General features: G+C 74.0%; 22 protein-coding genes, 1 tRNA gene and 1 pseudogene. 6 read left to right on the top strand and 18 right to left on the bottom strand.

Going from position 1 to position 24,144, the window contains the following annotated elements; all coding sequences use genetic code 11:
* Window positions 1-35: 35 nt before the first annotated feature.
* Both PHY01_RS11060 and PHY01_RS11055 read right to left on the bottom strand, forming a co-directional pair.
* Window positions 36-986, bottom strand: a complete 951-nt coding sequence (locus tag PHY01_RS11060; RefSeq protein WP_141278481.1) for a carbohydrate ABC transporter permease — start codon at window positions 984-986, stop codon at window positions 36-38.
* 2 nt (window positions 987-988) lie between these two features.
* Window positions 989-2,332, bottom strand: coding sequence for an ABC transporter substrate-binding protein (locus tag PHY01_RS11055; protein ID WP_141278480.1), 1,344 nt, complete (start codon window positions 2,330-2,332; stop codon window positions 989-991).
* Window positions 2,333-2,435: 103 nt separating this feature from the next.
* Between PHY01_RS11055 and PHY01_RS11050 the strand changes: the two genes are divergently transcribed.
* Both PHY01_RS11050 and PHY01_RS11045 read left to right on the top strand, forming a co-directional pair.
* Entirely contained in the window at window positions 2,436-4,538 is a 2,103-nt protein-coding gene (locus PHY01_RS11050; RefSeq protein WP_141278479.1) for an alpha-galactosidase, read from the top strand.
* Between the two features lie 504 nt (window positions 4,539-5,042).
* A tRNA-Asn gene (locus PHY01_RS11045) sits at window positions 5,043-5,114 on the top strand.
* Window positions 5,115-5,214: 100 nt separating this feature from the next.
* On the opposite strand, the gene PHY01_RS11040 is transcribed toward PHY01_RS11045, so the two are convergent.
* Complete coding sequence (locus tag PHY01_RS11040) at window positions 5,215-6,471, bottom strand: cytochrome P450 family protein (protein WP_141278478.1); 1,257 nt, start codon at window positions 6,469-6,471, stop codon at window positions 5,215-5,217.
* A 348-nt stretch (window positions 6,472-6,819) separates the two neighbouring features.
* Between PHY01_RS11040 and PHY01_RS11035 the strand changes: the two genes are divergently transcribed.
* Entirely contained in the window at window positions 6,820-7,605 is a 786-nt protein-coding gene (locus tag PHY01_RS11035; RefSeq protein WP_141278477.1) for a PAS domain-containing protein, read from the top strand.
* Window positions 7,606-7,623: 18 nt separating this feature from the next.
* Here the strand turns inward: PHY01_RS11035 and PHY01_RS11030 are convergent, their stop codons facing one another.
* Both PHY01_RS11030 and PHY01_RS11025 read right to left on the bottom strand, forming a co-directional pair.
* Window positions 7,624-8,259, bottom strand: a complete 636-nt coding sequence (locus tag PHY01_RS11030) for an NADPH-dependent F420 reductase (protein WP_141278476.1) — start codon at window positions 8,257-8,259, stop codon at window positions 7,624-7,626.
* 157 nt (window positions 8,260-8,416) lie between these two features.
* The gene (locus PHY01_RS11025; RefSeq protein ID WP_141278475.1) at window positions 8,417-8,794 is read right to left on the bottom strand and encodes an STAS domain-containing protein; all 378 of its coding nucleotides are present in this window, start codon (window positions 8,792-8,794) and stop codon (window positions 8,417-8,419) included.
* 336 nt (window positions 8,795-9,130) lie between these two features.
* On the opposite strand from PHY01_RS11025, the gene PHY01_RS11020 reads away from it, so the two are divergent.
* Together PHY01_RS11020 and PHY01_RS11015 are read left to right on the top strand one after the other, a co-directional pair.
* Window positions 9,131-9,733, top strand: coding sequence for an MEDS domain-containing protein (locus PHY01_RS11020; protein WP_170183753.1), 603 nt, complete (start codon window positions 9,131-9,133; stop codon window positions 9,731-9,733).
* Complete coding sequence (locus PHY01_RS11015) at window positions 9,714-10,142, top strand: hypothetical protein (protein WP_141278473.1); 429 nt, start codon at window positions 9,714-9,716, stop codon at window positions 10,140-10,142. The genes PHY01_RS11020 and PHY01_RS11015 overlap by 20 nt, the downstream gene beginning before the upstream one ends.
* A gap of 51 nt (window positions 10,143-10,193) precedes the next feature.
* On the opposite strand, the gene PHY01_RS11010 is transcribed toward PHY01_RS11015, so the two are convergent.
* From PHY01_RS11010 to PHY01_RS10950, 13 genes are all read right to left on the bottom strand, one after another.
* Window positions 10,194-11,153: an AraC family transcriptional regulator gene (locus tag PHY01_RS11010; protein ID WP_141278472.1), complete on the bottom strand. Its 960-nt coding sequence runs from the start codon at window positions 11,151-11,153 to the stop codon at window positions 10,194-10,196.
* Window positions 11,153-11,605 (bottom strand): DUF1931 family protein, encoded by a 453-nt coding sequence (locus PHY01_RS11005; RefSeq protein WP_141278471.1) that lies wholly within the window; start codon window positions 11,603-11,605, stop codon window positions 11,153-11,155. Before PHY01_RS11005 ends, PHY01_RS11010 begins: the two co-directional genes overlap by 1 nt.
* Before the next feature lie 15 nt (window positions 11,606-11,620).
* Window positions 11,621-13,330 (bottom strand): FAD-dependent oxidoreductase, encoded by a 1,710-nt coding sequence (locus PHY01_RS11000; RefSeq protein ID WP_141278470.1) that lies wholly within the window; start codon window positions 13,328-13,330, stop codon window positions 11,621-11,623.
* The gene (locus PHY01_RS10995) at window positions 13,327-13,599 is read right to left on the bottom strand and encodes a UBP-type zinc finger domain-containing protein (protein WP_141278469.1); all 273 of its coding nucleotides are present in this window, start codon (window positions 13,597-13,599) and stop codon (window positions 13,327-13,329) included. The genes PHY01_RS11000 and PHY01_RS10995 overlap by 4 nt, the downstream gene beginning before the upstream one ends.
* Window positions 13,596-14,009 (bottom strand): hypothetical protein, encoded by a 414-nt coding sequence (locus PHY01_RS10990; RefSeq protein WP_141278468.1) that lies wholly within the window; start codon window positions 14,007-14,009, stop codon window positions 13,596-13,598. The genes PHY01_RS10995 and PHY01_RS10990 overlap by 4 nt, the downstream gene beginning before the upstream one ends.
* Window positions 14,006-14,482 carry a thioredoxin gene (trxA, locus tag PHY01_RS10985; protein ID WP_246085826.1) on the bottom strand — a complete coding sequence of 159 codons (477 nt, stop codon included), beginning with the start codon at window positions 14,480-14,482 and terminating at the stop codon, window positions 14,006-14,008. The genes PHY01_RS10990 and trxA overlap by 4 nt, the downstream gene beginning before the upstream one ends.
* Window positions 14,483-14,554: 72 nt before the next feature.
* Window positions 14,555-17,188, bottom strand: a complete 2,634-nt coding sequence (gene clpB / locus PHY01_RS10980; protein WP_141278467.1) for an ATP-dependent chaperone ClpB — start codon at window positions 17,186-17,188, stop codon at window positions 14,555-14,557.
* Window positions 17,188-17,514: a chaperone modulator CbpM gene (locus PHY01_RS10975; protein ID WP_141278466.1), complete on the bottom strand. Its 327-nt coding sequence runs from the start codon at window positions 17,512-17,514 to the stop codon at window positions 17,188-17,190. Before PHY01_RS10975 ends, clpB begins: the two co-directional genes overlap by 1 nt.
* Window positions 17,511-18,515: a DnaJ C-terminal domain-containing protein gene (locus PHY01_RS10970; protein ID WP_141278465.1), complete on the bottom strand. Its 1,005-nt coding sequence runs from the start codon at window positions 18,513-18,515 to the stop codon at window positions 17,511-17,513. Before PHY01_RS10970 ends, PHY01_RS10975 begins: the two co-directional genes overlap by 4 nt.
* A gap of 2 nt (window positions 18,516-18,517) precedes the next feature.
* Complete coding sequence (locus tag PHY01_RS10965; RefSeq protein WP_141278464.1) at window positions 18,518-19,033, bottom strand: nucleotide exchange factor GrpE; 516 nt, start codon at window positions 19,031-19,033, stop codon at window positions 18,518-18,520.
* Between the two features lie 32 nt (window positions 19,034-19,065).
* A complete protein-coding gene (gene dnaK / locus PHY01_RS10960) occupies window positions 19,066-20,958 on the bottom strand; it encodes a molecular chaperone DnaK (protein ID WP_141278463.1) in 1,893 nt (630 codons plus the stop codon).
* Window positions 20,959-20,961: 3 nt separating this feature from the next.
* Entirely contained in the window at window positions 20,962-21,492 is a 531-nt protein-coding gene (locus tag PHY01_RS10955) for a YflT domain-containing protein (protein ID WP_218030101.1), read from the bottom strand.
* A gap of 61 nt (window positions 21,493-21,553) precedes the next feature.
* Window positions 21,554-21,955 carry an Hsp20/alpha crystallin family protein gene (locus tag PHY01_RS10950; RefSeq protein ID WP_141278462.1) on the bottom strand — a complete coding sequence of 134 codons (402 nt, stop codon included), beginning with the start codon at window positions 21,953-21,955 and terminating at the stop codon, window positions 21,554-21,556.
* A 310-nt stretch (window positions 21,956-22,265) separates the two neighbouring features.
* Between PHY01_RS10950 and PHY01_RS28105 the strand changes: the two are divergent.
* A pseudogene (locus PHY01_RS28105) lies at window positions 22,266-24,095 on the top strand (PucR family transcriptional regulator); the annotation flags it as partial.
* Between the last annotated feature and the right edge of the window lie 49 nt (window positions 24,096-24,144).

Here is a 24,144-nt window from a genome sequence, read left to right as displayed (position 1 = left end):
GTCTTTCGTCGCGGCCCGTTCCCTCGTCGCGGTGGTCATGACCACCCCTTCCGCTGGGCGAACCGGAAGAACCCGAACGACAGCACGAACGTGCCGAGCGCCAGCACCACCGAGGTGGCGGCGGCGAGCGGGTAGTTGTTGCCCGACGCGATCGTGAACGCGAGCAGGTTGGGGGTGTAGCCGCTGGTCACGTTCGTGGAGATGGCGCGCAGCACGATCGGCTCGGTGAACAGCTGCAGCGTGCCGATGATGGAGAACACCGCGGTGAGGATCAGGGCGGGCCGGACCAGCGGGATCTTGATGCTCCAGGCGATCCGCCAGGCACCCGCGCCGTCCATGTACGCGGCCTCCGACACCTCCGGCGGCACCGCCTGCAGCGCCGCGAAGATGATCAGCATGTTGTAGCCGGTGTAGGTCCAGGTGACGATGTTCGCGATCGACCACAGGATCGTTCCCGCGCCCAGGAAGTCCGGCCGCGGGCCGATCGCGTCGAACAGGTCGACGATCGGTGAGAGCTGCGGGCTGTAGAGGAAGCCCCACATCAGCGCCGCGATGACGCCCGGGATGCCGTAGGGCAGGAAGTAGGCGATCCGGAAGAAGCGCTTGAACCGCGACACGCCCGCGTCCAGCAGCAGGGCCAGGCCCAGCGCGAGCGCCAGCATGATCGGCACCTGGACGACGCCGAACAGCAGCATCCGGCCGATGCCCTGGAGGAACACCGGGTCGGCGAAGACGGCGGCGTACTGGTCGAACCCCGTGAACACGGTGCGCGCCTGCCCGAAGATGCCGCCCGAGCGCTCGGTGCGCAGGAACGACTGGACGATCGCGTAGCCGATGGGCGCGAGGTAGAACAGCACGAAGGGGATCGCGAAGGGCACCACGAACACGACCCACGCACGGCGGCCGGCCAGACGGGCGGCCGGGCGGCGCCCCGCCGGGGCCGTGCGCGACGGCCCCGACGAGGTGGTGACGACCGGGGTCGCCATGATCAGCCTTCCACCTGGATGCCCTGGGCCCGCAGGGCGTCCAGCGAGGACGCCTGCGCCGCACCCAGTGCGTCGGACAGCGTGCCCTGGCCGTTGAGCGCGGCGGTGAAGCCGTCGGACAGGGCGGTGTAGGTGTCGGTCATGGTCGGGCCCCACGTGAAGTCGGTGTCGACCTGGCCGGACGCCTCGGTGAACACGTCGAAGATCGGCTGGCCGCCGTAGAAGTCCACGCCCGAGCTCAGAGCCGGCAGGTCCTGCCCGGCCGTCGCGGCGGGGAACAGGCCGCCCTCGGCGTTGAGGATCTCCAGCGACGCGGGGTCGGTGTTGAGCCACAGCGCGAACTGCGCCGCCTCGTAGGGGTGCTCGGTGCCCGAGAAGACCGCGGTGGTCGAACCGCCCCAGTTGCCGGCGCTGGCGCCGCCCGCCTCCCACTGCGGCATGGGCGCGACGGCCCACTGCCCGGCGGTGTCGGGGGCGTTGTCGCGGATCGTCGAGTAGCCCCACGCCGCCGACACCCAGGTGGCGACGGTGCCGGTGTTCCAGGCGGAGTACAGCTCGGTGGAGAAGCCCTGCAGGTTGGTGGCGACCAGCTGCTCGTCGATCATCCGCTGCCAGTACTCGGCGACCTGGCGGCTCTGCGGGCTGTCGACGGTGACCGACAGCGTGTCGCCCTCGATGTCGAACAGGCCGGCCCGGTTCTGCCACAGCAGCCCGGTGAACCAGTTGGCGTCCTGCTGCGGGAAGTGGGTGATCCGGGCCTCGGGGTTCGCGGCCTTCAGCGCGACGGCGGCCTGGTAGTACTCCTCCCAGGTGGTGGGGGCGGGAATGCCGGCGGCGTCGAAGAGGTCCTTGCGGTAGAACAGCGCCATCGGGCCGGTGTCCTGTGGCACCGCGTAGACGCCCTCGTCACCGAGCTGCACCTGCGACCACGTCCAGTCGACGAACTGCGACTGCGCGTCCGTGACACCGGCGCACGCCGCGATGTCGACGAGCCCGTTCTGCAGCCGGAAGCTCGACAGCGAGTCGTACTCGACCTGGCTCAGGTCCGGTGCCGTGTTCGCCTGCAGCGCGTTGAACAGGTTGCTGTAGGTACCCGCGTTGCCCGCGGGCACGCTCTCGGCCCGGACCTGGACGTTCGGGTTCTGTTCGTTCCACAGCGCCACGGCCTCCTCGACGCCCGGCACCCAGGAGGTGAACGTCAGCTCGACGGGCCCGTCGGACGGCTCGCAGCCGGCCGCGGCACCGCCTCCGTCACCGCCGCCGCCGCCGCTGCAGGCGGCGAGTGCGACGAGCGGGGCCACGGTGAGTGTCGCGAGCAGGCGACGACGCCAGGGGGTGGGGGACATGGAGCGGCTCCTCGACGGTGAGGTGGTCGGATCGCCGAACGATGGCGTAATGCTCCCGTAAAGTCAATACTTTTCAACAGAGTCCAACAGAGGAAGGCGCCATATGCCGACAAGTTCGAACATCGTGCGGCTCCGGGCCGGCGGCGTCGGCCTCCTGCTCGACGTCTCGCCCGACGCCCTGCCCCGGGTCCTGCACTGGGGTGCCGACGTGCCCGGCGACGACCCGGCGGCGACGGCCGCGGCGCTGGTCCCGGCCGTCGCGCACAGCGCGCTCGACGAGCCGTGGCCGCTCACGGTGCTGCCGGGGGCGGCCGACGGGTGGCCCGGGCGGCCGGCCGTGCGGGGCCACCGCGCGGGCCGCGGCGCGTTCCCCCGCTGGTCGGTGTCGGGCGTGGCCGTCGACGGGCCGGAGCTGGCGGTGACCGCCGCCGCCGAGGGGCTGGCCCTGGACCTGCGGCTGTCGCTGGAACCGTCCGGGGTGCTCGTCGTCCGCGTCGCGCTGCGCAACGACGGCGCCACCCCCTACGTCCTCGACGGGCTCACCCCGCTGCTGCCGCTACCGGGGCACGCGCGCGAGCTGCTCGACCTGACCGGCCGCTGGTGCCGCGAGAACTCCCCGCAGCGCTCGCCGCTGCACGTCGGCATCCGGTCGCGGGAGTCGTGGCGCGGGCGGCCCGGCCACGACGGCACGCCGCTGCTCGTGGCGGGCACGCCGGGCTTCGGGTTCGGGCACGGCGAGGTGTGGGCGGTGCACGTGGCGTGGAGCGGCGACGCCGAGCACGTCGTCGAACGGGTGCCCGAGGGCGTCACGGTGCTGGGCGGGGGAGAGCTGGTGCGGCCGCTGGTGCTGGCGCCCGGGGCCTCCTACGACGCGCCTCCACTGGTGGCGGCCTGGTCGGACAGTGGTCTCGACGGCCTGTCGGCGCGGCTCCATGCGTACGTCCGCGCCCGGGCCTCGCATCCCCGGACGCCGCGGCCGCTGACCTGCAACACCTGGGAGGCCGTCTACTTCGACCACGACCCGGCCCGGCTCACCGACCTCGCCGACCGGGCCGCGGCCGTCGGCGTGGAGCGGTTCGTCCTCGACGACGGCTGGTTCCGCGGCCGCCGCGACGACACGACGGCGCTGGGGGACTGGACCGTCGATCCCTCGGTGTGGCCCGACGGCCTGCACCCGCTCGTCGACCACGTCCGCGGGCTGGGCATGCAGTTCGGGCTGTGGGTGGAACCGGAGATGGTCTCGCCCGACTCCGACCTCGCGCGTGCCCACCCCGACTGGCTGCTGGCCGCGCCCGGGCGTATCCCGCGGTCGTGGCGCCACCAGCAGGTGCTCGACCTGGCCCGCCCGGAGGCGTTCGCCCACGTCCTCGACGCGCTCGACGCCCTGGTCGGCACCTACGACCTCGACGCGCTCAAGTGGGACCACAACCGCGACCTGCACGAGCCCGTGCACGACGGGGTGCCGGGCACGCACGCCCAGACCCACGCGCTCTACCGCCTGCTCGACGAGCTGCGGGCCCGGCACCCGCGCTGCGAGATCGAGTCCTGCGCCTCCGGCGGCGCGCGCGCCGACCTGGGCATCCTGGCCCGCACCGACCGGGTCTGGGCCTCGGACACGACCGACCCCGTGGAACGCCAGTCGATCCAGCGCTGGACCGGGTTGCTGCTGCCGCCCGAGCTGGTCGGGACGCACGTGGGGGCGCCGGTCTCGCACACCACCGGACGGGCCTCCGGTCTGCCGCTGCGCCTGGTGAGCTCGCTGTTCGGGCACGCCGGGATCGAGTGGGACCTCACGGCGGTGCCGCCGGAGGACCTCGCGCGGCTGCGCGCCTGGGCCGGGCTCCACAAGGAGCTGCGCGGGCTGCTGCACACCGGGCGGACCGTCCGCGCCGACGACCCGGGTGAGGGGCTGGTGCTGCACGGCGTCGTCGGTCCCCGCGGTGCGGTGTACGCCTACCTGAGGCTGCACTCCGGTGCGGACGCGGTGCCGCCGCGGCTGCGCCTGCCCGGCCTCGACCCGGCCCGCCGCTACCACCTGCGCCTGCGCCCGGAGGCGGGGGAGCTGCGGCCGTCGTTCGCGGTCCGGCAGCCGGCGTGGCTCGACACCGGCGTCGAGCTGACCGGGGGTGTGCTGGGCCGGGTCGGCGTGGCCGCCCCGCTGCTGGCTCCGGGGCAGGCGGTGGTGCTGCACGTCGAGCCCCGCTGAGCCCGCGGTCGTCGGGGGCTCCTGCCGCCCAGCGCGCACTGTGACCTGCGAGCACTGTGTGACCTGCGCGCACGGTGTGGCGCGGCGCGCACCGTCTCGCCCCGCGCGCACCGTCGAGGGTGCGCGTCGGGGTACGGGGGTGCGCGTGGGGGCGGGCGGGGTACGCGGCGCGTGGGCGGGGTCGGTGAGGCGCGCACGGTGTGGCCCCGCGCGCAGGGTGTGGCCCGGCGCGCACCGTCCCGCCCCGCGCGCACCGTCGAGCGTGCGCGCGGGGGGACGGGGTGCGCGCGGGGTGGGCCAGGGGTGGGTCGCGCAGGGCGCGGGTGGCGTCGTCGAGGGCGACGTGGCGGACGAACCAGCCCCGGCGCTCAGCGCGCCGCCCCGTCCGACGCGGGCATCCCGACGCCCCGCACACCCCCGTCCGGCCCGACCCACCCCCGCCCGGTCCGCCGGTCGCCGTGCGATATGGTTTCCGGGCCGGTCGGGGCAGCGCCCCGGAGACGGTCCTCCGTAGCTCAACGGCAGAGCACTCGACTGTTAATCGAGTGGTTGCTGGTTCGAATCCAGCCGGAGGAGCAATAACCCCAGGTCAGCGTCTCGCGGCTGATCCTTCTTCAAGATCCGGGTACCGCGATCAGCGCTCACGCCGGTCGGGGAGATCCGTGCAGTCGGGCCCCTACGTTGTCGACCGACCGGCCGATGCGCCCGCCGGCGTGACGACGAGGGGCAGGTGCTCCACCCCACGCAGGGCGATGTGACGCCGCCAGGGCAGTTGGTCGGCCGGCACGGCGAGTTCGAGGTGCCCGAAACGGCGCAGCAGCGCGGGGATGGCGATGCGGGCCTCCAGCCGGGCCAGCGGGGCGCCGAGGCAGAAGTGGGTGCCCAGGCCGAAGGAGACGTGCCGGTTCGGGCTGCGGGTGATGTCCAGCGTGTCCGCGTCGGGGAAGGCGGCCTCGTCCAGGTTCGCCGAGGCGATCAGCAGGGTGACCATGCTGCCCCGGGGGATCGGGACACCGGCGATCTCGACGTCCTCGGTGGCGAACCGCGGCGCCACGAACCCCACGGGGTTGGTGAACCGCAGCATCTCCTCGATGGCGGTGCCGATGAGGTCCGGGTCGTCACGCAGCATCTGCAGCTGGTCGGGTCGGCGGACGAGTTCCAGGACGCCGTTGCCGATGAGGTTGACCGTGGTCTCGTGGCCGGCGAAGAGCAGGAGGAAGACCATGGAGATGAGCTCGTCCTCGTCGAGCCGGTCGCCGGCCTCCTCGGCGTGGACCAGCGCGCTCACCAGGTCGTCCCCCGGCTGCTCGCGACGTAGTCGCACCAGTTCCTGCAGGAACCCGGTGAGCCGACGCATCCGCGGGTAGTTGCGCACGATCGAGGCCGGCGTCATCTCGGAGTTGTCCTGGATCGCCGCGAAGAGGGTGCGGAAGCGGACGCGGTCGGCCGGGGGGACGCCGAGCATCTCCGCGATGACGGTGAGCGGCAGCGGCAGTGCCAGATCCCCCATGAGGTCGATCACCGGGTTCGCAGCGGCGGCGTCGAGCAGCTCGTCGGTGATCTCCTCGACGCGCCCGGCCAGCTTCTCCACCCGAGCCGGGGTGAAGGCCTTCTGGACGAGGTTGCGCAGACGGCGGTGCTCGGGCGGGTCCTTGAGCACCATGCTGGAGATGAGCAACCTCAACAGCCCGGGTGTCCACCACTGGTCCAGGGAACGGAGCCCGACGTTCCGACGGTCGCTGGCGAATCTCGGGTCCTTGATCACCCGGGAGACCTCCTCGTAGCGCGGCAGGAGGAATCCGCCGCCGAGGATGTCCTTCGACCGCAGGACCGGTCCGAGGTCGCGCAGCCGGGCGTAGACCGGACCCGGGTCGGCCCGGGAGCCTGCGTCCGCGAACTCCCGTCGGAGATCGACGCGCACCGTCGTCGCCATGCTGCTCCCGCCGGTTGTGTGGAGGTGTCCGACCCACGCGACCCCAGGTTAGGGCTCCGGGGACCCGGCGTGCACGTCCACGGTCGGTGACCGACCGCCGGCTCCCGTCGGGGGAGGGGGGCGTGGCGATCGCACACCGCGCCGGCGTCACGGAAATGACGTCGAGGTGCCCCTCCTGGTCCTGTCCGGCCGGTACCGTGCCGTCCATCGCCAGGTCACCGGCCGGGGACAGGGCCTGGTGGGGCACATGGGCGACCCCGTCCTGCGGGACCCACCGGGAGGGGCGGACCCTGGTACCCGGGGCCGCGCCGCACTGCCGAACCGTGACCGGGAGAGAGGTCGACGACGATGACACGACCGACGGGATACGCCCCGTCCGAGCCGGGGTCGGGACATCCGACACTGCACCCCGTCGAGGTCGAACCCCTGCCGGCGCCTTTCACCGCGCTGCGGCCGGCCCGGGAGGACGACGGGACACTATGGACGGTCTGGGGTTTCGACTCCTACTTCCGGGCCGCCGACCCGGGCTTCCTCCGGCTGCTCGGCTGGACCGAGGCCGAGCTGTCGAGCGCCTCGTACTGGGACTTCGTCCATCCGGAGGACCGGGACCCGCTCGTGGAGGGCCTCGACGAGACGATGACCGCGTCGGGCCGGCTGGCGGGCCGCGAGGTCAGGGTGCTGGGCCGCGACGGTGGTTGGCACCGGCTGATGTGGGACGTCGTCGCCGACCACGACGCCGAGCTCATGTGCGGCATCGGCACCCGGATCGAGGTCGGCGAGTGCGCCGACGGACGGCCCCGGCGGCTGGTGGGCACGTGGGTCCGGCAGGGCGGGGCGGGCACGGCGACCTGGTCCGAGGAGATGTACACCCTGTTCGGCATCCCGCTCGGGACGGCGCTCACCGACGCGCTGGTCATGTCCCGCGTCGCCCCCGGGGACCGCCCGCTCGTGGAGCAGGTCCGGCAGGCCCGACTGGCCGACGGCGACGCCCACGGCATCCGCTTCCGGACGCTCGCCCCGGACGGGACGACGCGCCGTCTGGAGAGCACGGGACGCGTGGTGCCCGGCGGCCACCCGCTCACGACGCGCGGCATCACGATCGACGTCACGGACGTGCTGGGGGCCGACCGGTGACCCGGGTCGCGGACGGGATCAGCCGCCGCCGGTGTCGCCCAGCAGTTTCCACCCCGACGACCACGACCACCCGTGCCGGGCGTTCAGGCTGACGTTGAGGAACGCCAGGTGCTCGAGCGACCGGGCGGCCCGCAGCGGGCCCGCGTCCAGCGGGCGGAACCCCATCGCGGCGACGAGCTCCGCGACGGCCGCGGTGGCCTCCGGGTCGTCGCCCGCGTAGAGGCCGTCCAGCCGTACGCCGTCGACGACGGGGTCGGTCAGGCGCGAGCCCAGCACGGTGTTGAAGGCCTTCACGACCGACGCCCCGGGCAGCAGGGCGGCGATCACCTCGGCCACTGACCGCGTGGCGTCGAGCAGACCGGACAGGTCGGGCTCCAGCGGGTTGGTCGGGTCGACGACGATCTTCCCGGTGACGTGCCGGCGGATCCGGTCGCACACGTCCGCGACGGCCGTCGACGGGACGGCCAGCACCACCATGTCCGCGCCGTCGGCCGCGGCGTCGGGGGTCGCGGCCGGGCGGGCGCCCACGTCGACGGCCACCGCCTCCGCGTGCTCGGCGCGCCGGCTCGTCAGCACGACCTCGTGACCCGCCTTGACCGCCGCGGCGGCCACGCCCGCGCCGACCGGCCCCGCTCCGATGACCGAGATCCTCATGTCTGCTCCCGCACGACGGTGTCCATCCCGGGAAAGCTGCCGGGTCGGGCGCGCGGCCACACCGGTCCGGCGGCGCAGGATCGGGCGCCGGGTGTGGTCACCGTGGGTCGGTCGGGCCCCGAGGTCCCCACCCGGGGATCCGCGCCCGGGCCCGGTGCTACGGGGTCCGGCGGTGGTCTCCCCGGCTGCTCCTGACCGGTTCGTCCACGACCGTCCACCCGATCAGCCCGAGCAGGCGCTCCACCGGCGGGCTGGGCGACCCGACGAGCATGAGCGCCGTGCCGCGCTCGTCGGCCAGCTGCCGCACCTCGATCAGCACGTTGAGCCCCGCCACCCCCATGAACTCCAGGTCCGACAGGTCGACGGCGACCAGTGCCGGGCGCGCCTCGACCTCCCGGCGCAGGTCGTCGCGCAGGAACGGCGCGCTGAACGCGTCGATCTCACCCCGGAGCCGCACCAGACGCACGGCCGCGGTGTGCCCGACGCCGTCGTCGCCCCGTGCGTGCCGTGCGCCGACCAAGCTGAGTGTCGTCATCGGGGCAGCATCGCGGGGCCGGACCGTCCCGGGCTTGGACTCCGCAGCGTCAACCCGGGCGGCGCCGCTCGGTCTCCGAGGACACCCGGGGCGACCGGGACCGACGACGGCGATCCGTGGGTCGCCCGTGCGGGGAGCCCCGGCCCGGACGCCCCCGGCGCCGCGTGGTTTGGGCCTGCCGGGCCGGTGCGGAAGGCGGGCGGAGCCGCTAGAACTCCTCTACCGATGGGGCAACGGAAGGCCGGTGGCTGTGTGACATCTGCAGACGATTCGTCGAGGTTCGAGCAGGTCGCCACCATCGGCGGGCTGCCGGTACGCACGCACGACCATCTCTGTGTGCTGTACCGGGGCCAGTGCCAGCGCGACGATCTGATGGCGGAGTTCCTCTCCGGGGGCCTCCGCACGGGCGACCGGTGCTACTGCATGATCGCCTCCGACAAGCACCAGCGGATCGCGGACGCGGTGTCCGCGCGCACCGGGCGGGTCCCGGACGGCGCGGTGCCCGGGGCCGCGGGCCGGATCGACTTCGTCGCGCCCGAGGGGAGCCACCTGGGTCGTGGCGACTTCGTGTCCGACCGGATGCTGCAGTTCTGGGACGACTGGGCGATCGCGACCTTCGACCGCGACGGCGTGGCCCACGCGCGGATCATCGCCGACATGAGCTGGGCCAAGGCGCTCGTCGACGACGACGGCTTCGTGATGGACCTGGCGCGCTACGAGACCCGGTTCACCGTCTGGGCGTCGCGCCACCCCCAGGTGACGGCGTGCATGTACGACCTGGACAGGTTCGACGGCGACGTCATCGTCCCCATCGTCCGCGCGCACCCGAAGGTGTGGATGAACGGTGTCGTCCTCACCAACCCGTACCACCTGCGCAGCGAGTACCTGTCGGATGCCGAGACCCGTGAGCTGACCGGCCATGCCGCGGCAACCCGATGACGGTCTCCACGTCGCCTATCCCGGCGGGGCTCCCGGCGGCCACCAGCCGTTCTGGGCCCACGCCCGGATCGACGGGACCGCACTCGACGTCCTCGTCGTGCTGGCCCGCGCGCTGGCCACGCGCTGGGTGGTCGACGACCTGGCCGACCGGTTCGCCCGGAGCGTGGCGACGGCCGCCGCCACCGTCGTGACGGCGGGCGAGTGCACGTTCGACCTGTGGGAGGAGCCGGGCCGGCTGGTGTGCCACGTCGCCCACGGCGCAGTGGCCGCGGCGACCGCACCGCAGCCGGACCGGCTGCGGCTGGTCGACCCGACCGCGACGCCGGGCGGGCGCGAGCCCGGGACCGGCATCGTGGTCGAGCACGGCCCGGGCCGGGTCACGGTGATGCTGCCCGTGCCGTTCGGGTGACCCCGGCCCCGCCGGGGCGAAGGCGGGGCTCACCCGAAGGCGGGCGGGCGCTCAGGCGAAGACGGGACCGCGGAGCGTCTGCCCGGGGGGGTGGCCGAACCGCATGCCGTAGGCCGCCACGAACGGCTGCGGGCGGAATCCCCACGACCGGGCGACCGCGGTCACCGTGGTCTCCCCGGGCCGGTGGAACTGCAGGTCGCGGTGCGCCCGCCCGAGCCGGACCCGGCCGACGTCGTGCCCGGGGCGCACCTCCCGGTGCCGCAGCCAGCACCCTTCGAGGGCCCGGATGCTCAGCCCGGCATCCGCGGCGAGGCCGGCCAGGGTGAGCGGGCGCTCCGGATGGTCCTCGATGTAGTCGACGCATCGCCGCACGGCCCGGGGGCCGAACGTGGGCACCCGCTCGTCGAGCGCGTCGCGGTGCGCGTGGTCGGTGGCGAGCAGCAGCCGGACGAGCAGGGTGTCCTGCAGCGGTTCGGCGCTCATCGGGTTGGTCAGCACCGCGGCGGTGTCGGCGGTGGTGTCGGCGACCAGCCGCACCATGTCCGCCCACATCCGGCCGACCGCGGTGCCGACGGCCATCGAGGTCGGCAGCCGCAGCGGGCGGGGCACGGCCCGGCCGAGCAGTGCCTCCAGCATGTCCTCCAGCGCCGCCGATCCGACGTCGACCACCATCAGGTCGAAGCGGTCGCCGGTCACCACCGTGGTCTCCGGCCAGGGGGAGAAGACGGCCGCATCGCCCGGGCCCAGGTCCAGCTCCTCGCCGCGGTGGTCGGCGTGCAGGGGCCCGCGCACCGGCACCCCGAACTGGTAGCTCGGGCGGTCGGGCAGCCGTAGGCGGATCCCGTCGGTGGCGTGGGTCTGCTCGACGGCGAGCGGGCCGCGGGTGACCCGGTGGGTGTGGAACGCGAACGGCGCCGTCGGGACGTGGTCGAGGTGCACGTCCGGCGGGAGCTGGGCGTCCACCCGGCCGACGTCGGTCACGTGGAGGTCGGCGAAGGTCGGGGTCGTCATCAGTACACCTGCCGGAACAGGTCGGTGACGCGGTCCCAGAGATCGGTCGTGGGGTGGACGACGTCGGGATCGGCGAGGCGCAGGGCCCGGGCGAAGGCGACGCCCAGCCCGCCGAACAGCTCCGGCAGCATCGCCTCGGTCTCCGCGGAGAAGGTCACCTCGGCCGGCGGCCTGCGCACCACCTGGCCCAGCAGGGCGCGGATGTCGTCCGCCTCCTCCAGCTTGTCGAACTCGCGCATCCGCTCCTGGATGCCCTTGGTGATCGGCAGGTCCATCGGGGCGATGACGTCCCGACCGTTCGCCCTGGCGGAGTTCCGCCCGGCGACGGCGATGTCGTCGACCATCTCGTCGACGAACTCGCGGAACCGCTTCACGTCGTTCTTGTCCACCTTCAGCTGCGCCACCGAGCGGAAGAACCGCTCGAACACCGGGACGCCCGACGGTCCGGCCATGTCCGTACCTCCTCGCTACCTCACGTGAGCCAGGTGCTCGTGCACCAGGCGGACCGCCATCGCTCCTTCGCCGACCGCGGACGCCACCCGCTTGGTCGACCCGCTGCGCACGTCCCCCGCGGCGAAGACGCCCGGGATGCTGGTCTCCAGCAGTGCGGGCGTCCGCCGCGCCGTCCGGTCGCCGTCGTCGGACCCGGCGGCCCGCCCGGTGCGCACGTAGGCGCCGGAGTCGAGGGCGACGGTGCCGGCCAGCCAGCCGGTGCACGGGTCCGCGCCGATGAACACCATCAGCTCCCGCGCGGGCAGCGTGCACCGGGAGCCGTCGTCGCGGTCGCGCACGACGACGGCCTCCAGCTGGCCGCCGTCGCCGACCAGCTCGCACACCTCGGTGTGCAGGTGCACCTCGATCCGCGGATCGCGCAGGATCCGGTCGGCCAGGTAACGCGACATGAACTCCTCGAGGCCGTGCTCGCGCACCACCATCCGGACCTTCCGGGCGTGGTCGGCGAGGAACAGGGCGGCCTGGCCGGCCGAGTTGCCACCGCCCACGACCACGACCGGGTCGTTGACGCACAGCTGCGCCTCGATCTGCGTGGCCGCGTAGTGGATGCTCGTGGGCTCGAACTCCTCCAGCCGGGGCACGGGCAGCCGCCGGTAGTGGCACCCGGTCGCGATGACCAGGGACCGGGTGACGAGCGTGTCGCCGCCGCGGACGCGGACGACGTGCTGCAGGCCCGAGGTGTCCAGCGCCACCGCCTCGGCCGGCGCGCAGGTGGTCGCCCCGAACTTGAGGGCCTGCACCACGGCCCGCTCGGCCAGCTCCGTGCCCGAGATGCCGGCCGGGAAGCCGAGGTAGTTCTCGATCCGCGAGGTGGTGGCCGCCTGGCCGCCGGTCGCCACGGAGTCGAGGACCTGCGTGAGCAGGCCCTCCGACGCCCCGTAGACCGCGGCGGCCAGGCCTGCCGGCCCGGCGCCGATCACCACCATGTCGTGCAGCCGGGACGGGGTGCGGGCGGGGCGCTGTCCGATCAGCGCGGCCAGCGCGGCCGGGTCGGGGTTGCGCAGCACCGTGTCCCGCCAGACCACCACCGGGGTCTCGGCGGGGGTGATGCCGACGGCCTGCAGCAGCGACTCGGCGTCCGCGTCGGCCTCCAGGTCCACGAACCGGTGCGGCAGCCGGTTGCGCGCCGCGAACTCGCGCAGCGCCCGGGTGCCGGCCGAGAACCGGGACCCGACGATGCGGAAGCCGTGCCCTTCGCCGATGGCCAGCGTGCGGCGGGTCAGGAAGGCGCGCATGATCTGGTCGCCGAGGGCCGCATCCCGCATCAGGCAGGCGCGCAGCCGGTCCAGGGGCACCTCGAGCACCTCGCCGGGTTCCGCCACGATCGCGGTGAAGAACGCGACCTGCCCGGTGAGCAGGCCCAGCTCCCCGAGGAACCGGCCCGGCCCGTGCACCCGCACGACCTGCTGCTCCGGGGTGCCGAACTCCTTGACGATCGCGACCCGGCCGGACAGCACGACGACGAACGCCTCGTCGGGGCGGCCCTCGACGATGAGCACGTCGCCGCGCGCGGTCGGCCGCCGCGACCCCTGGCCGCTCAGCATCCGGATCCGGTCGTCGTCCAGCCGCGGGTAGGCACCGGACAGGTCCGGGGTCTCGCCCTGCGGCACCGTGGCCAGCAGGTCCTCGACGTCGGGAAGGCCGACGTCGGCCCCGCGCGTCATGCGAACGCCTCGTCCACGTAGCACCATCGCCAGTTCTCGCCCGGTTCGAACGAGCGGACGATCGGATGGCCGCGCACGCCGGCGTGCGCGCGGCCGTGCCGCATCGGGGACGAGTCGCAGCACCCGACGTGACCGCAGGTCAGGCACAGCCGCAGGTGCAGCCACGGGGTGCCCATGCGCAGGCACTCCTCGCACCCGCGGCTGCGCGGGACGACGTCCCGGATCCACCCCACGTGCGGATCGGTGACGACCGCGCGGGGGGCGGTCACCGGCGGTCTCCCAGCACCAGCGCCGCTCCGATGGCCACCAGCCAGGAGTCCTTGGCCAGCGAGACGCCGTCCTGGGTGGGGAAGGGCGTCCCGGGCCTGCGCATCCCGGGGGTCTTCGCGTACAGGCCGAGCAGCCCGGCCCCGAACCCGAGCAACCCGAGGCCGGCCAGCCGGGCCGGGACGGCCGGGACGAGCAGCGCGGCCCCGAGGAGGGTCTCGCCCGCGGCCAGCGCCTTGCTGAAGGTGACCGGCGGGACGGCGCCCAGGAACGGGTAGGTGCCGGCGGCGAAGCCGTGCAGCTGTTTCGCCGTCTCCTCGTCGGGATTCCACTTGTGCAGGCCGGAGTCCACGATGTACGTGCCTGCCGTCAGCCGTAACGGCAGCTGCCAGGTGAGGTCGCGCGCGTTCATGACTGCTCCTTCTCTTCCGGGGGTCGGGGTTCGGCGAGGGCGTCGTCCAGCCAGCGGCGCAGCATCGCCACCGGGGCGGCCCCGGCCTGCCGGGCGGCGATCTCCCCGCCGCGCAGCACCAGCAGCGTGGGCACCGCCTGGACCTGGAACCGCCGGCTGAGCTCCGGGGCCCGGTCGATGTCGACCTTCACGAGCTTGATCACGCCGGCCCGTTCGACGGCCAGCTGCTCCAGGACGGGGCTGACCATGCGGCACGGACCGCACCAGGTCGCCCAGAGATCCACCAGCACCGGGATCGACGGTTGCTCGGCGACGGCGGCGAAGTCGTCGTCGCCGGCCTCGGCGATCCAGGGCAGCGGGTTGTGGCAGCTGCCGCACCGGGGGAACCCCTCGGCCACCGACGGCACCCGGTTGCGCGTGCCGCAGTGCGGGCAGGTGACGACGGGCCGGCGCACGGCCACGTCGGCGGTCACGACGCCGCCTCCGCGGGAACGAGCACGTCGGCGGTCACGACGCCGCCTCCGCGGGAACGAGCACGTCGGCGGTCATGCCGGCGCCCCGGCCGGGACCTCGTGGGAGACGACCAGCTCGCCGTCCTCGCCGAGGTCCAGGTGGATCGTCGCGCCGTCGGGCACCGCGTCACGCAGCAGCGCCCGCGCGACCCTGGTCTCCACCTCGTGGGCGATGTAGCGGCGCAGCGGCCGGGCCCCGTACACCGGGTCGTACCCGGCCCGGGCGATGTGCGCCAGCGCCTCCGGGCTCACCTCCAGGTCCAGGCCGCGGGCGGCCAGGCGGCGCCCCAGGTCCGCGACGAGCAGTTCCGCGATCCGCTCGGTCTGGACGCGGGTGAGCGGGGTGAACAGCACCGTGTCGTCGATCCGGTTGAGGAACTCGGGGCGGAAGCGGGTCCGCAGCTCGCCCAGCACCAGGTCGCGGGCGTCCGGCTTGATCTGCCCGTCCGGGGTGACGCCGTCGAGGAGGTACTGCGACCCGATGTTCGACGTCATGATGATCACGGTGTTGCGGAAGTCGACCGTGCGGCCCTGGGCGTCGGTGAGCCGGCCGTCGTCGAGCACCTGCAGCAGCGTGTTGAACACGTCGGAGTGCGCCTTCTCGATCTCGTCGAACAGCACCACCGCGTAGGGCCGCCTGCGCACCGCCTCGGTGAGCTGGCCGCACTCGTCGTAGCCGACGTAACCGGGCGGGGCCCCGACCAGCCGGGAGACGGTGTGCCGCTCCTGGTACTCGCTCATGTCCAGCCGGACGATGTTCTCCTCGGTGTCGAACAGGGCTTCGGCGAGCGTGCGGGCCAGCTCGGTCTTGCCCACCCCGGTCGGGCCGAGGAACAGGAACGAGCCGGTCGGCCTGCGCGGGTCCTTCACCCCCGAGCGGGCCCTGATCAGGGCGTCCGCGACCGCCTGGACCGCCTCGTCCTGGCCGACGACCCGCTCGTGCAGCACCTCGTCGAGGCGCAGCAGCTTCTCCCGCTCGCCCTCGGTGAGCCGGACCACCGGGATGCCCGTCCACGCCGAGACGATCTCGGCGATCTCCTCGGGGGTGACGACCTCGCGCAGCAGCCGGGACTCGCCCTGCTTGGCCGACAGCCGGGACTCCTCGGCCTGCAGGCGCCGCTCCAGCTCGGCGAGCCGCCCGTAGCGCAGCTCGGCGGCCCGGTTGAGCTCGTAGCCGCGCTCGGCCTCCTCGACCTCGTGACGGACCTGCTCCAGCTCGGCCCGCAGCTCCTGGACCCGCCGGATGGCCTGCCGTTCCGCCTCCCACTGGGCCCGCATCGCGTCGGCCTGCGCCCGCAGGTCGGCCAACTCGGCGCGCAGCTGGTCGAGCCGGGCCCGGCTCGCCGGGTCGTCCTCCTGCGACAGGCCCGCGTCCTCGATCTCCAGCCGGAGCACCTTGCGGGTGACCTCGTCCAGCGCGGCGGGCATCGAGTCGATCTCGGTGCGGAGCCGGGCGCAGGCCTCGTCGACGAGGTCGATGGCCTTGTCGGGCAGGAACCGCTCGGTCAGGTAGCGGTGCGAGAGCGTGGCCGCGGCGATCAGGGCGGCGTCCTGGATCCGGACGCCGTGGAACACCTCGAACCGCTCGCGCAGCCCGCGCAGGATCGACACGGCGTCCTCGACGCTCGGCTCGTCGACGTGCACGGGCTGGAAGCGGCGCGCCAGCGCGGCGTCCGCCTCGACCCGCTTGCGGTACTCGTCGAGCGTCGTCGCGCCGATCATGTGCAGCTCGCCGCGGGCCAGCATCGGCTTGAGCATGTTGCCGGCGTCCATGCTGCCCTCGGCGGCGCCCGCCCCGATCACCGTGTGCAGCTCGTCGAGGAAGAGCAGGACCCGTCCCTCGGCCGCCTTCACCTCGGCGAGCACCGCCTGCAGGCGCTCCTCGAACTCGCCGCGGTACTTCGCCCCGGCCACCAGCAGGCCCATGTCGAGGGCGAAGACGGTGCGGTCCCGCAGCCCCTCCGGGACGTCGCCGTGGGCGATCCGCTGGGCCAGGCCCTCGACGATCGCGGTCTTCCCGACGCCGGGGTCGCCGATGAGCACCGGGTTGTTCTTGGACTTGCGGGACAGGATCTGCACCACCCGGCGGATCTCGGCGTCGCGGCCGATCACCGGGTCCGGCTGCCCGGTGCGGGCGGCCGCGACGAGGTCCTGCCCGTACTTCGTCAGCGCCTCGTAGGTGCCCTCGGGCGTCGCCGACCGGACCCGCTGGTTGCCGCGGACCTCGGCCAGCCGGCCCAGGAACGCGTCCCGGGTGATGCCGTGGCGCTTCAGCACCCGGCCTGCCGGGCTGCGCTCGGCCTCGGCGACCATCGCCACCAGCAGGTGCTCGACGGAGACGTACTCGTCGGAGAGCCGCCGGGCCTCCTTCTCGGCCTCGTCCAGGAGCGTGGCCAGCCGCGGTGAGACCACGACCTGGCCCTGCGGGGCGCCGCCGGCGCGGGTCGAGCGCGGGACGCGGGCCAGCTCGGCCCGGACGTCGGACTCGAGCCGTTCGGTGTCGACGTCCATGGCCTGGACGAGGCGCGGCACCAGCCCGTCGGGTTGCTGCAGCAGCGCGAGCAGCAGGTGCAGCGAGTCCACCTCGACGTGGCCGGCGCGGGTCGCGGCATCCTGCGCCGCGGCGATGGCCTGCTGGGACTTCTGGGTCAGGCGTTCGGGGTCCATCAGGAGATCCACCTCCGGGTCGCTTCCTGCGCGGCGCGCTGCATGCGCAGCGCCGATTCGAGACGGCCGATCCGGTCGAGCAGCTCGACGATCAGGCCCACTGCGGCGTAGTTGACCGGCAGCTCGGCGCGCAGCCGCTCGATCCGGCGGACCTCGGCGAGCTCGCCGAGGGGGAACGCCAGCCCACCGTCGGCGTCGGGGACCGCCCGCAGCAGGCCGAGCGCGAACAGGCGGTGCAGCTGCTCGGGGTGCAGCCCGCTGCGGCGGGCGAACTCGGCCTGGCTCAGCGGCCGGCCCGGCCGGACCAGGAGGGGATGGACCGTCATGACGCCGCCGCCTTCCGTCGCCGTCGGCCGTGGCTTCCCTCGCGGGTGGGTTCCCGTCGCGGGTCGAAGGCCGACACGTCGGCCAGCTCGGTGAACAGCTCACGCTCACGCGCGGTGAGCCGGGGCGGGACCATCACGGCGACCTCGGCGACGAGGTCACCGCGGGCACCCCGCCGGCCGGGCATGCCCTCGCCGCGCACGCGCACCTGCCGCCCGGTCGAGGAGCCCGACGGCACGGTCACCTCGACCTCGCCGCCCGGGGTGGTCACCGGCACCGTCGCGCCCAGCGCGGCCTCCCACGGGCTCACCGGCAGCCGCACGACGACGTCCCGGCCGACGAGCCGGTAGCGCTCGTGCGGGAGGATCCGGACGACCAGGTAGAGGTCGCCCGCCGCGCCGCCACCCAGGCCGCGGCCGCCCTCGCCGGCCAGCCGGATGCGCTGCCCGTCGACGACGCCCGCGGGGATCGTCACGGTGTAGGTGCGCGGGCCGGAGGTGCCCGAGAGCTGCACCTCCCGCCGTCCGCCGCGGTAGGCCTCCTCGACGGTCAGCGGGAGCTCGGCCTGCTGGTCGGCGCCACCGGTCGCCCGGGCGGCCCGGCCCCGGCCGAACAACCCGCCCAGCAGGTCCTCCAGGTCGACCCCGACCCCGTCGCCGAAGTCGGTGGCACCGAAGTCGGTGACGCCGACGTCCCCGAAGCCGGAGAAGCCGCCGTCCCGGGACCCGCGGGGGGCACCGCGGCCCCCCGTCCGTGACACCCGGTCCTCCCAGTCCTCGGGCACCCGCCGGAAGTCGTCGCCGAATCGGTCGTAGCGGCGGCGCGCCGACGGGTCCGACAGCACGTGGTAGGCGTCGTTGACCTCCTTGAACCGGTCCTCGGCCGCCGGGTCCCGGTTCACGTCGGGGTGGTTGGCCCTGGCCTGCCGCCGGTACGCGGCCTGGATCTCCTCCGGGCCCGCGTCGCGACCGACACCGAGCACCTCGTAGTAGTCCCGCGCCACGGCTACCGCCCCGACCCGTCGGCCACGGTGACGGCCGCGGGTCGCAGCTGCCGCTCGGGTTCGCCGTAGCCCGGCCGCAGCACGGCGGCGACCGACCCGGCGGGCTGCCCGGCCTCCTGCGGGCTGACGACCGCGACGACCTCGTGGCGGAGCGGGTCGAACGGGACGCCGACGTCGTCCTGCCGCGGGTAGCCCAGGCCGGCGAGCACGGCCAGCGCCTGTTCCCGCACGGCCCGGACCCCCGCCACGATGGCGGACGGATCGGCGTCGGCGTGGGCCAGCGCCATGTCGATCGTGTCCAGCACGGGCAGGAACGCCGCGGCCACCCGCGCCCGCTCGGTGGCCCGTTCCCGGGCCACGTCGCGGGCGTGGCGCTTGCGGACGTTGTCGAGATCGGCCACCGCCCGCCGCCACCGGTCCTCGACGTCGATCTCCGGAACGGCGGCGGCGGTCGCCTCCTCGGTGTCGACACCGGTGCCGCTCGTGGTGTCGTGGTCGTCCACTGGTGGGACGCTCATCGGTGTCCTCTCGGGTCGGCTCCGGGTGGTGGTCAGGCCCGGTCGAACTCGGCGTCGATCACGTCCTCGTCCATGGCGTCACCGGTGTCCGCGGTGTCCCCGGGGTCGGTGCCCGCGCCCGGACCGCCACCGCCGCGCTGGGCCTGCAGCCCGCCGAGCACGCTCTGCAGCTCGGTGGTCAGCTCCCGGACCCGGTCGACCGGGGCCTGCTCGCCGACGGCCTGCCGCGCGTCGGTGATCAGGAGCTCCGCCCGGGACCGCTCGTGCGCGGGGACGGCGTCGCCGAGCTCGTCCAGCAGGCGCTGGGCCTGGTAGGTCAGCGAGTCGAGCTCGTTGCGGGCGTCGACCTCCTGGCGCAGCCTCTGGTCGGCGGACCGGTTCTGCTCGGCCTCGGCGACCATCTGCTCGACGTCGGAGGTGTCCAGGTTGGAGCTCTCGGAGATCGTGATCCGCTGCTCCCGGCCGGTGTCCTGGTCGCGGGCGGTGACGTTGAGGATGCCGTTGGCGTCGATGTCGAAGGTCACCTCGACCTGCGGCTCGCCCCGCGGCGCCGGCCGGATGTCGCCGAGCTGGAACCGCCCGAGCACCCGGTTGTCCGCCGCGCGTTCGCGCTCGCCCTGCAGCACCACCACGTCCACCGCGGGCTGGTCGTCCGCCGCGGTGGAGAAGGTCTCGCTGCGGCGCACCGGCACGGTCGTGTTGCGGTCCACGATCCGGGTCATCACCCCGCCCTGGGTCTCCACACCCAGCGACAGCGGGGTCACGTCGAGCAGCAGCACGTCGGAGACGTCGCCCTTCAGCACCCCCGCCTGGATCCCGGCGCCGACGGCCACCACCTCGTCGGGGTTGACCGTCATGTTCGGGTCCCGCCCGCCGGTCAGCCGCCGGACCAGGTTCTGCACCGCCGGGACCCGCGTCGAGCCGCCGACCAGGATGACCTGGTCGATGTCGGCCGGGCTCACCTTGGCGTCGCTCATCGCCTGCTTCAGCGGGCCCATGGTCCGTTCGAGCAGGTCGGCGATGAGCTCCTCGAAGGTCGAGCGCATCAGCGAGGTCGTGAGGTGCTTGGGCCCGGTCGCGTCCGCGGTCACGAACGGCAGGCTGACCTGCGTCTGGGTGACCGAGCTGAGCTCGACCTTGGCCTTCTCCGCGGCCTCGAACAGCCGTTGCAGGGCCTGCGCATCGGCCCGCAGGTCGATGCCGTTGTCCTTCTGGAACCGGTCGGCGAGGTGGTCCACGATCCGGCGGTCGAAGTCGTCGCCGCCCAGGTGGGTGTCGCCCGCGGTGGACCGCACCTCGACCACCCCGTCGCCGACGTCGAGCAGGCTGACGTCGAACGTGCCGCCGCCGAGGTCGTAGACGAGCACGGTCTCGTGCTCCTGCTTGTCCATCCCGTAGGCCAGCGCCGCCGCCGTCGGCTCGTTGATGATCCGCAGCACCTCGAGCCCGGCGATCCGCCCCGCGTCCCTGGTCGCGGTGCGCTGGGCGTCGTTGAAGTACGCCGGGACGGTGATGACGACCTCGGTCACCTTCTCCCCGAGGCTGCGGCCGGCGTCGTCGGCCAGCTTGCGCAGGATCATCGCGCTGATCTCCTCGGGCGCGTACAGCTTGCCCCGCACCTCGATCCGCGCGTTGCCGTTCTCGTCCGGCACGACGTCGTAGGGGACCTGCCGGGCCTCCTGCTCGACCTCGGCGAACTTGCGTCCGATGAACCGCTTGACCGAGGAGATCGTGCCCTTGGGGTTGAGGATCGCCTGGCGGCGGGCGAGCTGGCCGACCAGCCGCTCGCCGTCCTCGGTGAACGCGACGACCGAAGGCGTGGTGCGGGTGCCCTCGGCGTTGGGGACGACGTCGGACTGCCCGCTCTCCCAGGCGGCGATGACGGAGTTGGTGGTGCCGAGGTCGATGCCGGCGGCTCGGGCCACGGGTCACACCCCCCGGTCGAGCAGTCGGGCGGCGTCGTCGACGAGCAGGTCGAAGTGCTGGGCCTGCAGGACCGCCACGGAGGCGAAGTCGCGCCTGCCGCGCTGCAGGGCGTAGGTGACCGCGCCCATGACCGCGCCGAGGAGGGCACCGAAGATCAGGCCGTAGAGCGCGACCAGCAGCGCTCCGATCAGCGGGTCGACCCAGGAGAACAGGCCGAAGATCCAGCCGATCAGGGCACCGGGCAGCGCGCCGGCCAGCGCCCCGCGCCAGGTGGCGGAGAGCAGGGTCAGCCGCCCGGTGATCTGTTCGACCCACCGCATGTCACGGCCGACGATCGCGGCCCGCTCCACGGGGAACCCGCGGGAGGTGAGCCGCTCGACGGCCCGCTCGGCCTCCCGGTAGTCGTCGAAGGTCGCGATCCGCCGGCGAGCGGGGTACCGGGCCACGTCGGTCCGCGACGGGCGCTTCGCGTCGTCCACGGCGCTGCGGCCGGCCGGTTGGCCGTCGGCGACGGGGATGGACTGTTCGGTCATGGTGTGATCTCCGATCCGGGGGGCCCGGCCGCGATGGTCCGCACGCGGCCGCGCCAGGCGTCTACTGGGAGGACGAGGCGAGTGCGACCCGCCGGGGCTTGCTGGCCTCGCTGACCGGGATGCGCAGGGTGAGCACGCCGTCGGCGAGGTCCGCGGCGAGGCCGCTGGGGTCGAGGTTGTCGCCGAGGAACAGCTGCCGGCTGAACTCGCCATAGGTCCGCTCGTCGGCGATCACCTCGTCGCCCTCCGTGCGCTGCGGCATGCGCCGGGCCCGGATGGTGATCACGTTGTTCTCGACGGTGATGTCCACGTCGTCGCGGCTCACCCCGGGCAGGTCCAGGTGCACGGCGAACTCGTCGCCCCGGCGCAGGGCCTCCATCGGCATCGTGCGGGTGAGCGGGGGGATGGTGCGTTCGGCGAGCCGGTCGAGCTCTCGGAAGGGGTCGAATCGCATGAGCGCCACGGGGACTCCAAGGGGATCGTGGGTGCCGGTGCCGGCGTGGGGTCGGTGCAGACCCGGTCGGCGGGGTGATGACGTTGGCAAAGCCGCGTCGGCTCCGATTCGGTCCCGGAGAGGCAATCTCGGTGCGGGACCTCGGCCCGGCAGGCCGACCGGGGTGCCCCGGCCTGCGGACCGCGCCGCGACGAGGACCGGCCTGGTGGGGTGAACGGGAGCGGGCGGGTTAGTACCGGGCGGCCCGCGCCGTCCGGACCTGATCACCGCCACGGTGATCGGGCAGGCGGACGAGCAGCGGGGCGACGGGAGATCGACGATGGTGGACCTCCGTGGCCCGTGCGGGCCCGCGCCGACGTCGTCGGATCCGTGGTCCGGCCGCGCCGCTGGACGGGCTCCCGCCCGGCCGGAGCGGAGTAGTGTCCCGGCGGGGACGGCCGGATGGCCGGAACCGCGACAGCCGGTGGGTCGAGGAGCCCCCATGGACGATCGGCCGGAGGGCGACAGACCGGAGGCGGCGGCGCTCCGCTCCCAGATGGCCAACGTGTGCAGCATGTTCGCGCTGGCGATGGTCATGTTCGACCGCACGCAGGAGGCGGACATCCTCCGCCTGGCGGTCAGCTCGGTCGGCGCTCTGGGCCCCTACCGGGCGCGGGGCACGTACCTGGTGGACGAGGCCGGGATGCGCACCTCGGACGGCGACGGCAGCCTGATCGTCCCCTTGATCGAGCTGGGCGGGGCGGAGGGCGAGGTCGAGGTGACCGGGGCCGCGTGGTCCTGGGCCTTCCCGATGCGGGCGGTCGCCGGGCATTCCGGTTACCTGGTCGTCTCGGCCGACCGGGAGCCCCCGGTCGGCCAGCGGTTCCTGCTGGCGACGCTGGCCCATTTGGCGGGGGCGGCGCTGGTGAGGGCCGACCTGCACCGTCGGGCGCAGGCCGGCTCCGCGGAGCTGGGTGAGCTCAACACCCGGCTGGAGTCCATCAACGAGCAGCTCCAGAACGCGGTGACGGACCTGCAGAAGCGCCAGCGGATCCACGAGGTCCTCGCCCGGGTGGCGGCCCTCGGTGGCGGTACGGGCGGGGTCGCCGACGCGGTGCACGACCTCACCGGGCTGGCCGTCGTGGTCGAGGACCGCTTCGGCAACCTGCTCGCCTGGGCCGGCCCGGGTCGCCCGCGCACCTACCCGCGACCGCAGCCACGGATCCGGGCCGACATGCTGACCAGGATCCAGCGCACCGGCCGGGCCATGCGGCACCGCGACCGGATCGTGGCGGTCGCCCAGCCGCGCGACGAGGTGCTGGGCGTGCTCAGTCTCGTCGACCCCGGTCTGCGGGCGGGGGAGCGGGACGTGTTCGCGCTGGAGTACGCCGCGGTCGCGCTGGCCATGGAACTGGCCCATCAGCGCGCGCTGGCCGAGACCGAGCTGCGGCTGCGCCGGGACCTCGTCGACGACCTGCTCAACGGGGTGGACAACGAGAGCGCCTGGGCGCGGGCGGCGGCCATCGGGCACGACCTGCACCGACCGCACCAGGTGGTCGTCGCGCGGTGGGCCGCCTCGGTCCGTGACGAGGCCGTGGTCGTCGCCCTCGGCCGGGCGGCGGCCAGGGTGCTGGGGCCGGCCCTGCTGACCACCCGCCGCCGCGGCGCGGCGGTGCTGGTGGTGCCGCGCCCGGACGACGCCGCCGGCCACCCGCCCTGGGCGGAGCTGCACGACACCCTGGCGTCGCTGGTGCGGTCGGCGGACGGGTCGATCGGCGTGGGCCGGCCGTGCGAGGACCCGGTGGAGCTCCCGCGGTCGTACTCCGAGGCCGTGCGCGCCCTCGAGGTCAATGTGGCGGCCGGGGGGCCCGGCGGCGCGACCACCTTCGACGAGCTGGGGATCTACCGGCTGCTCGCGGCCGGCGCGGGCGACGGGGAGGTGCGGGCGTTCGTCCGGGAGTGGCTCGGGCCGCTCATCGACTACGACGCGGCGAACCGGTCCGAGCTGGTCGTCACGCTGTGGCAGTACTACGAGTGCGGTGGCAACTACGACGCCACCGCACGCGCACTGACCATCCACCGCAGCACCCTGCGCTACCGGCTGCGCCGCATCCGTGACCTGTCCGGCCACGACCTGGGCGCCGTCGAGAGCCGGCTGAACCTGCACGTGGCGTCCCGGGCCTGGCAGATCCTGATCGAGCCACTGACCCGGGACCGCC

The organism is Pseudonocardia hydrocarbonoxydans (assembly GCF_006539565.1).
Classification (GTDB): domain Bacteria; phylum Actinomycetota; class Actinomycetes; order Mycobacteriales; family Pseudonocardiaceae; genus Pseudonocardia; species Pseudonocardia hydrocarbonoxydans.
The sequence above is the reverse complement of the archived record's forward strand: the minus strand, read 5'-3'. Positions and strand labels throughout refer to the sequence as shown.

Excerpts from the sequence above, each read along its gene's own strand:
- PHY01_RS11060 (WP_141278481.1), bottom strand. The coding sequence starts at position 986 with ATGGCGACCCCGGTCGTCACCACCTCGTCGGGGCCGTCGCGCACGGCC.
- PHY01_RS11055 (WP_141278480.1), bottom strand. The coding sequence starts at position 2,332 with ATGTCCCCCACCCCCTGGCGTCGTCGCCTGCTCGCGACACTCACCGTG.
- PHY01_RS11050 (WP_141278479.1), top strand. The coding sequence starts at position 2,436 with ATGCCGACAAGTTCGAACATCGTGCGGCTCCGGGCCGGCGGCGTCGGC.
- PHY01_RS11040 (WP_141278478.1), bottom strand. The coding sequence starts at position 6,471 with ATGGCGACGACGGTGCGCGTCGATCTCCGACGGGAGTTCGCGGACGCA.
- PHY01_RS11035 (WP_141278477.1), top strand. The coding sequence starts at position 6,820 with ATGACACGACCGACGGGATACGCCCCGTCCGAGCCGGGGTCGGGACAT.
- PHY01_RS11030 (WP_141278476.1), bottom strand. The coding sequence starts at position 8,259 with ATGAGGATCTCGGTCATCGGAGCGGGGCCGGTCGGCGCGGGCGTGGCC.
- PHY01_RS11025 (WP_141278475.1), bottom strand. The coding sequence starts at position 8,794 with ATGACGACACTCAGCTTGGTCGGCGCACGGCACGCACGGGGCGACGAC.
- PHY01_RS11015 (WP_141278473.1), top strand. The coding sequence starts at position 9,714 with ATGCCGCGGCAACCCGATGACGGTCTCCACGTCGCCTATCCCGGCGGG.
- PHY01_RS11010 (WP_141278472.1), bottom strand. The coding sequence starts at position 11,153 with ATGACGACCCCGACCTTCGCCGACCTCCACGTGACCGACGTCGGCCGG.
- PHY01_RS11005 (WP_141278471.1), bottom strand. The coding sequence starts at position 11,605 with ATGGCCGGACCGTCGGGCGTCCCGGTGTTCGAGCGGTTCTTCCGCTCG.
- PHY01_RS11000 (WP_141278470.1), bottom strand. The coding sequence starts at position 13,330 with ATGACGCGCGGGGCCGACGTCGGCCTTCCCGACGTCGAGGACCTGCTG.
- PHY01_RS10990 (WP_141278468.1), bottom strand. The coding sequence starts at position 14,009 with ATGAACGCGCGCGACCTCACCTGGCAGCTGCCGTTACGGCTGACGGCA.
- clpB (WP_141278467.1), bottom strand. The coding sequence starts at position 17,188 with ATGGACCCCGAACGCCTGACCCAGAAGTCCCAGCAGGCCATCGCCGCG.
- PHY01_RS10975 (WP_141278466.1), bottom strand. The coding sequence starts at position 17,514 with ATGACGGTCCATCCCCTCCTGGTCCGGCCGGGCCGGCCGCTGAGCCAG.
- PHY01_RS10965 (WP_141278464.1), bottom strand. The coding sequence starts at position 19,033 with ATGAGCGTCCCACCAGTGGACGACCACGACACCACGAGCGGCACCGGT.
- PHY01_RS10955 (WP_218030101.1), bottom strand. The coding sequence starts at position 21,492 with ATGACCGAACAGTCCATCCCCGTCGCCGACGGCCAACCGGCCGGCCGC.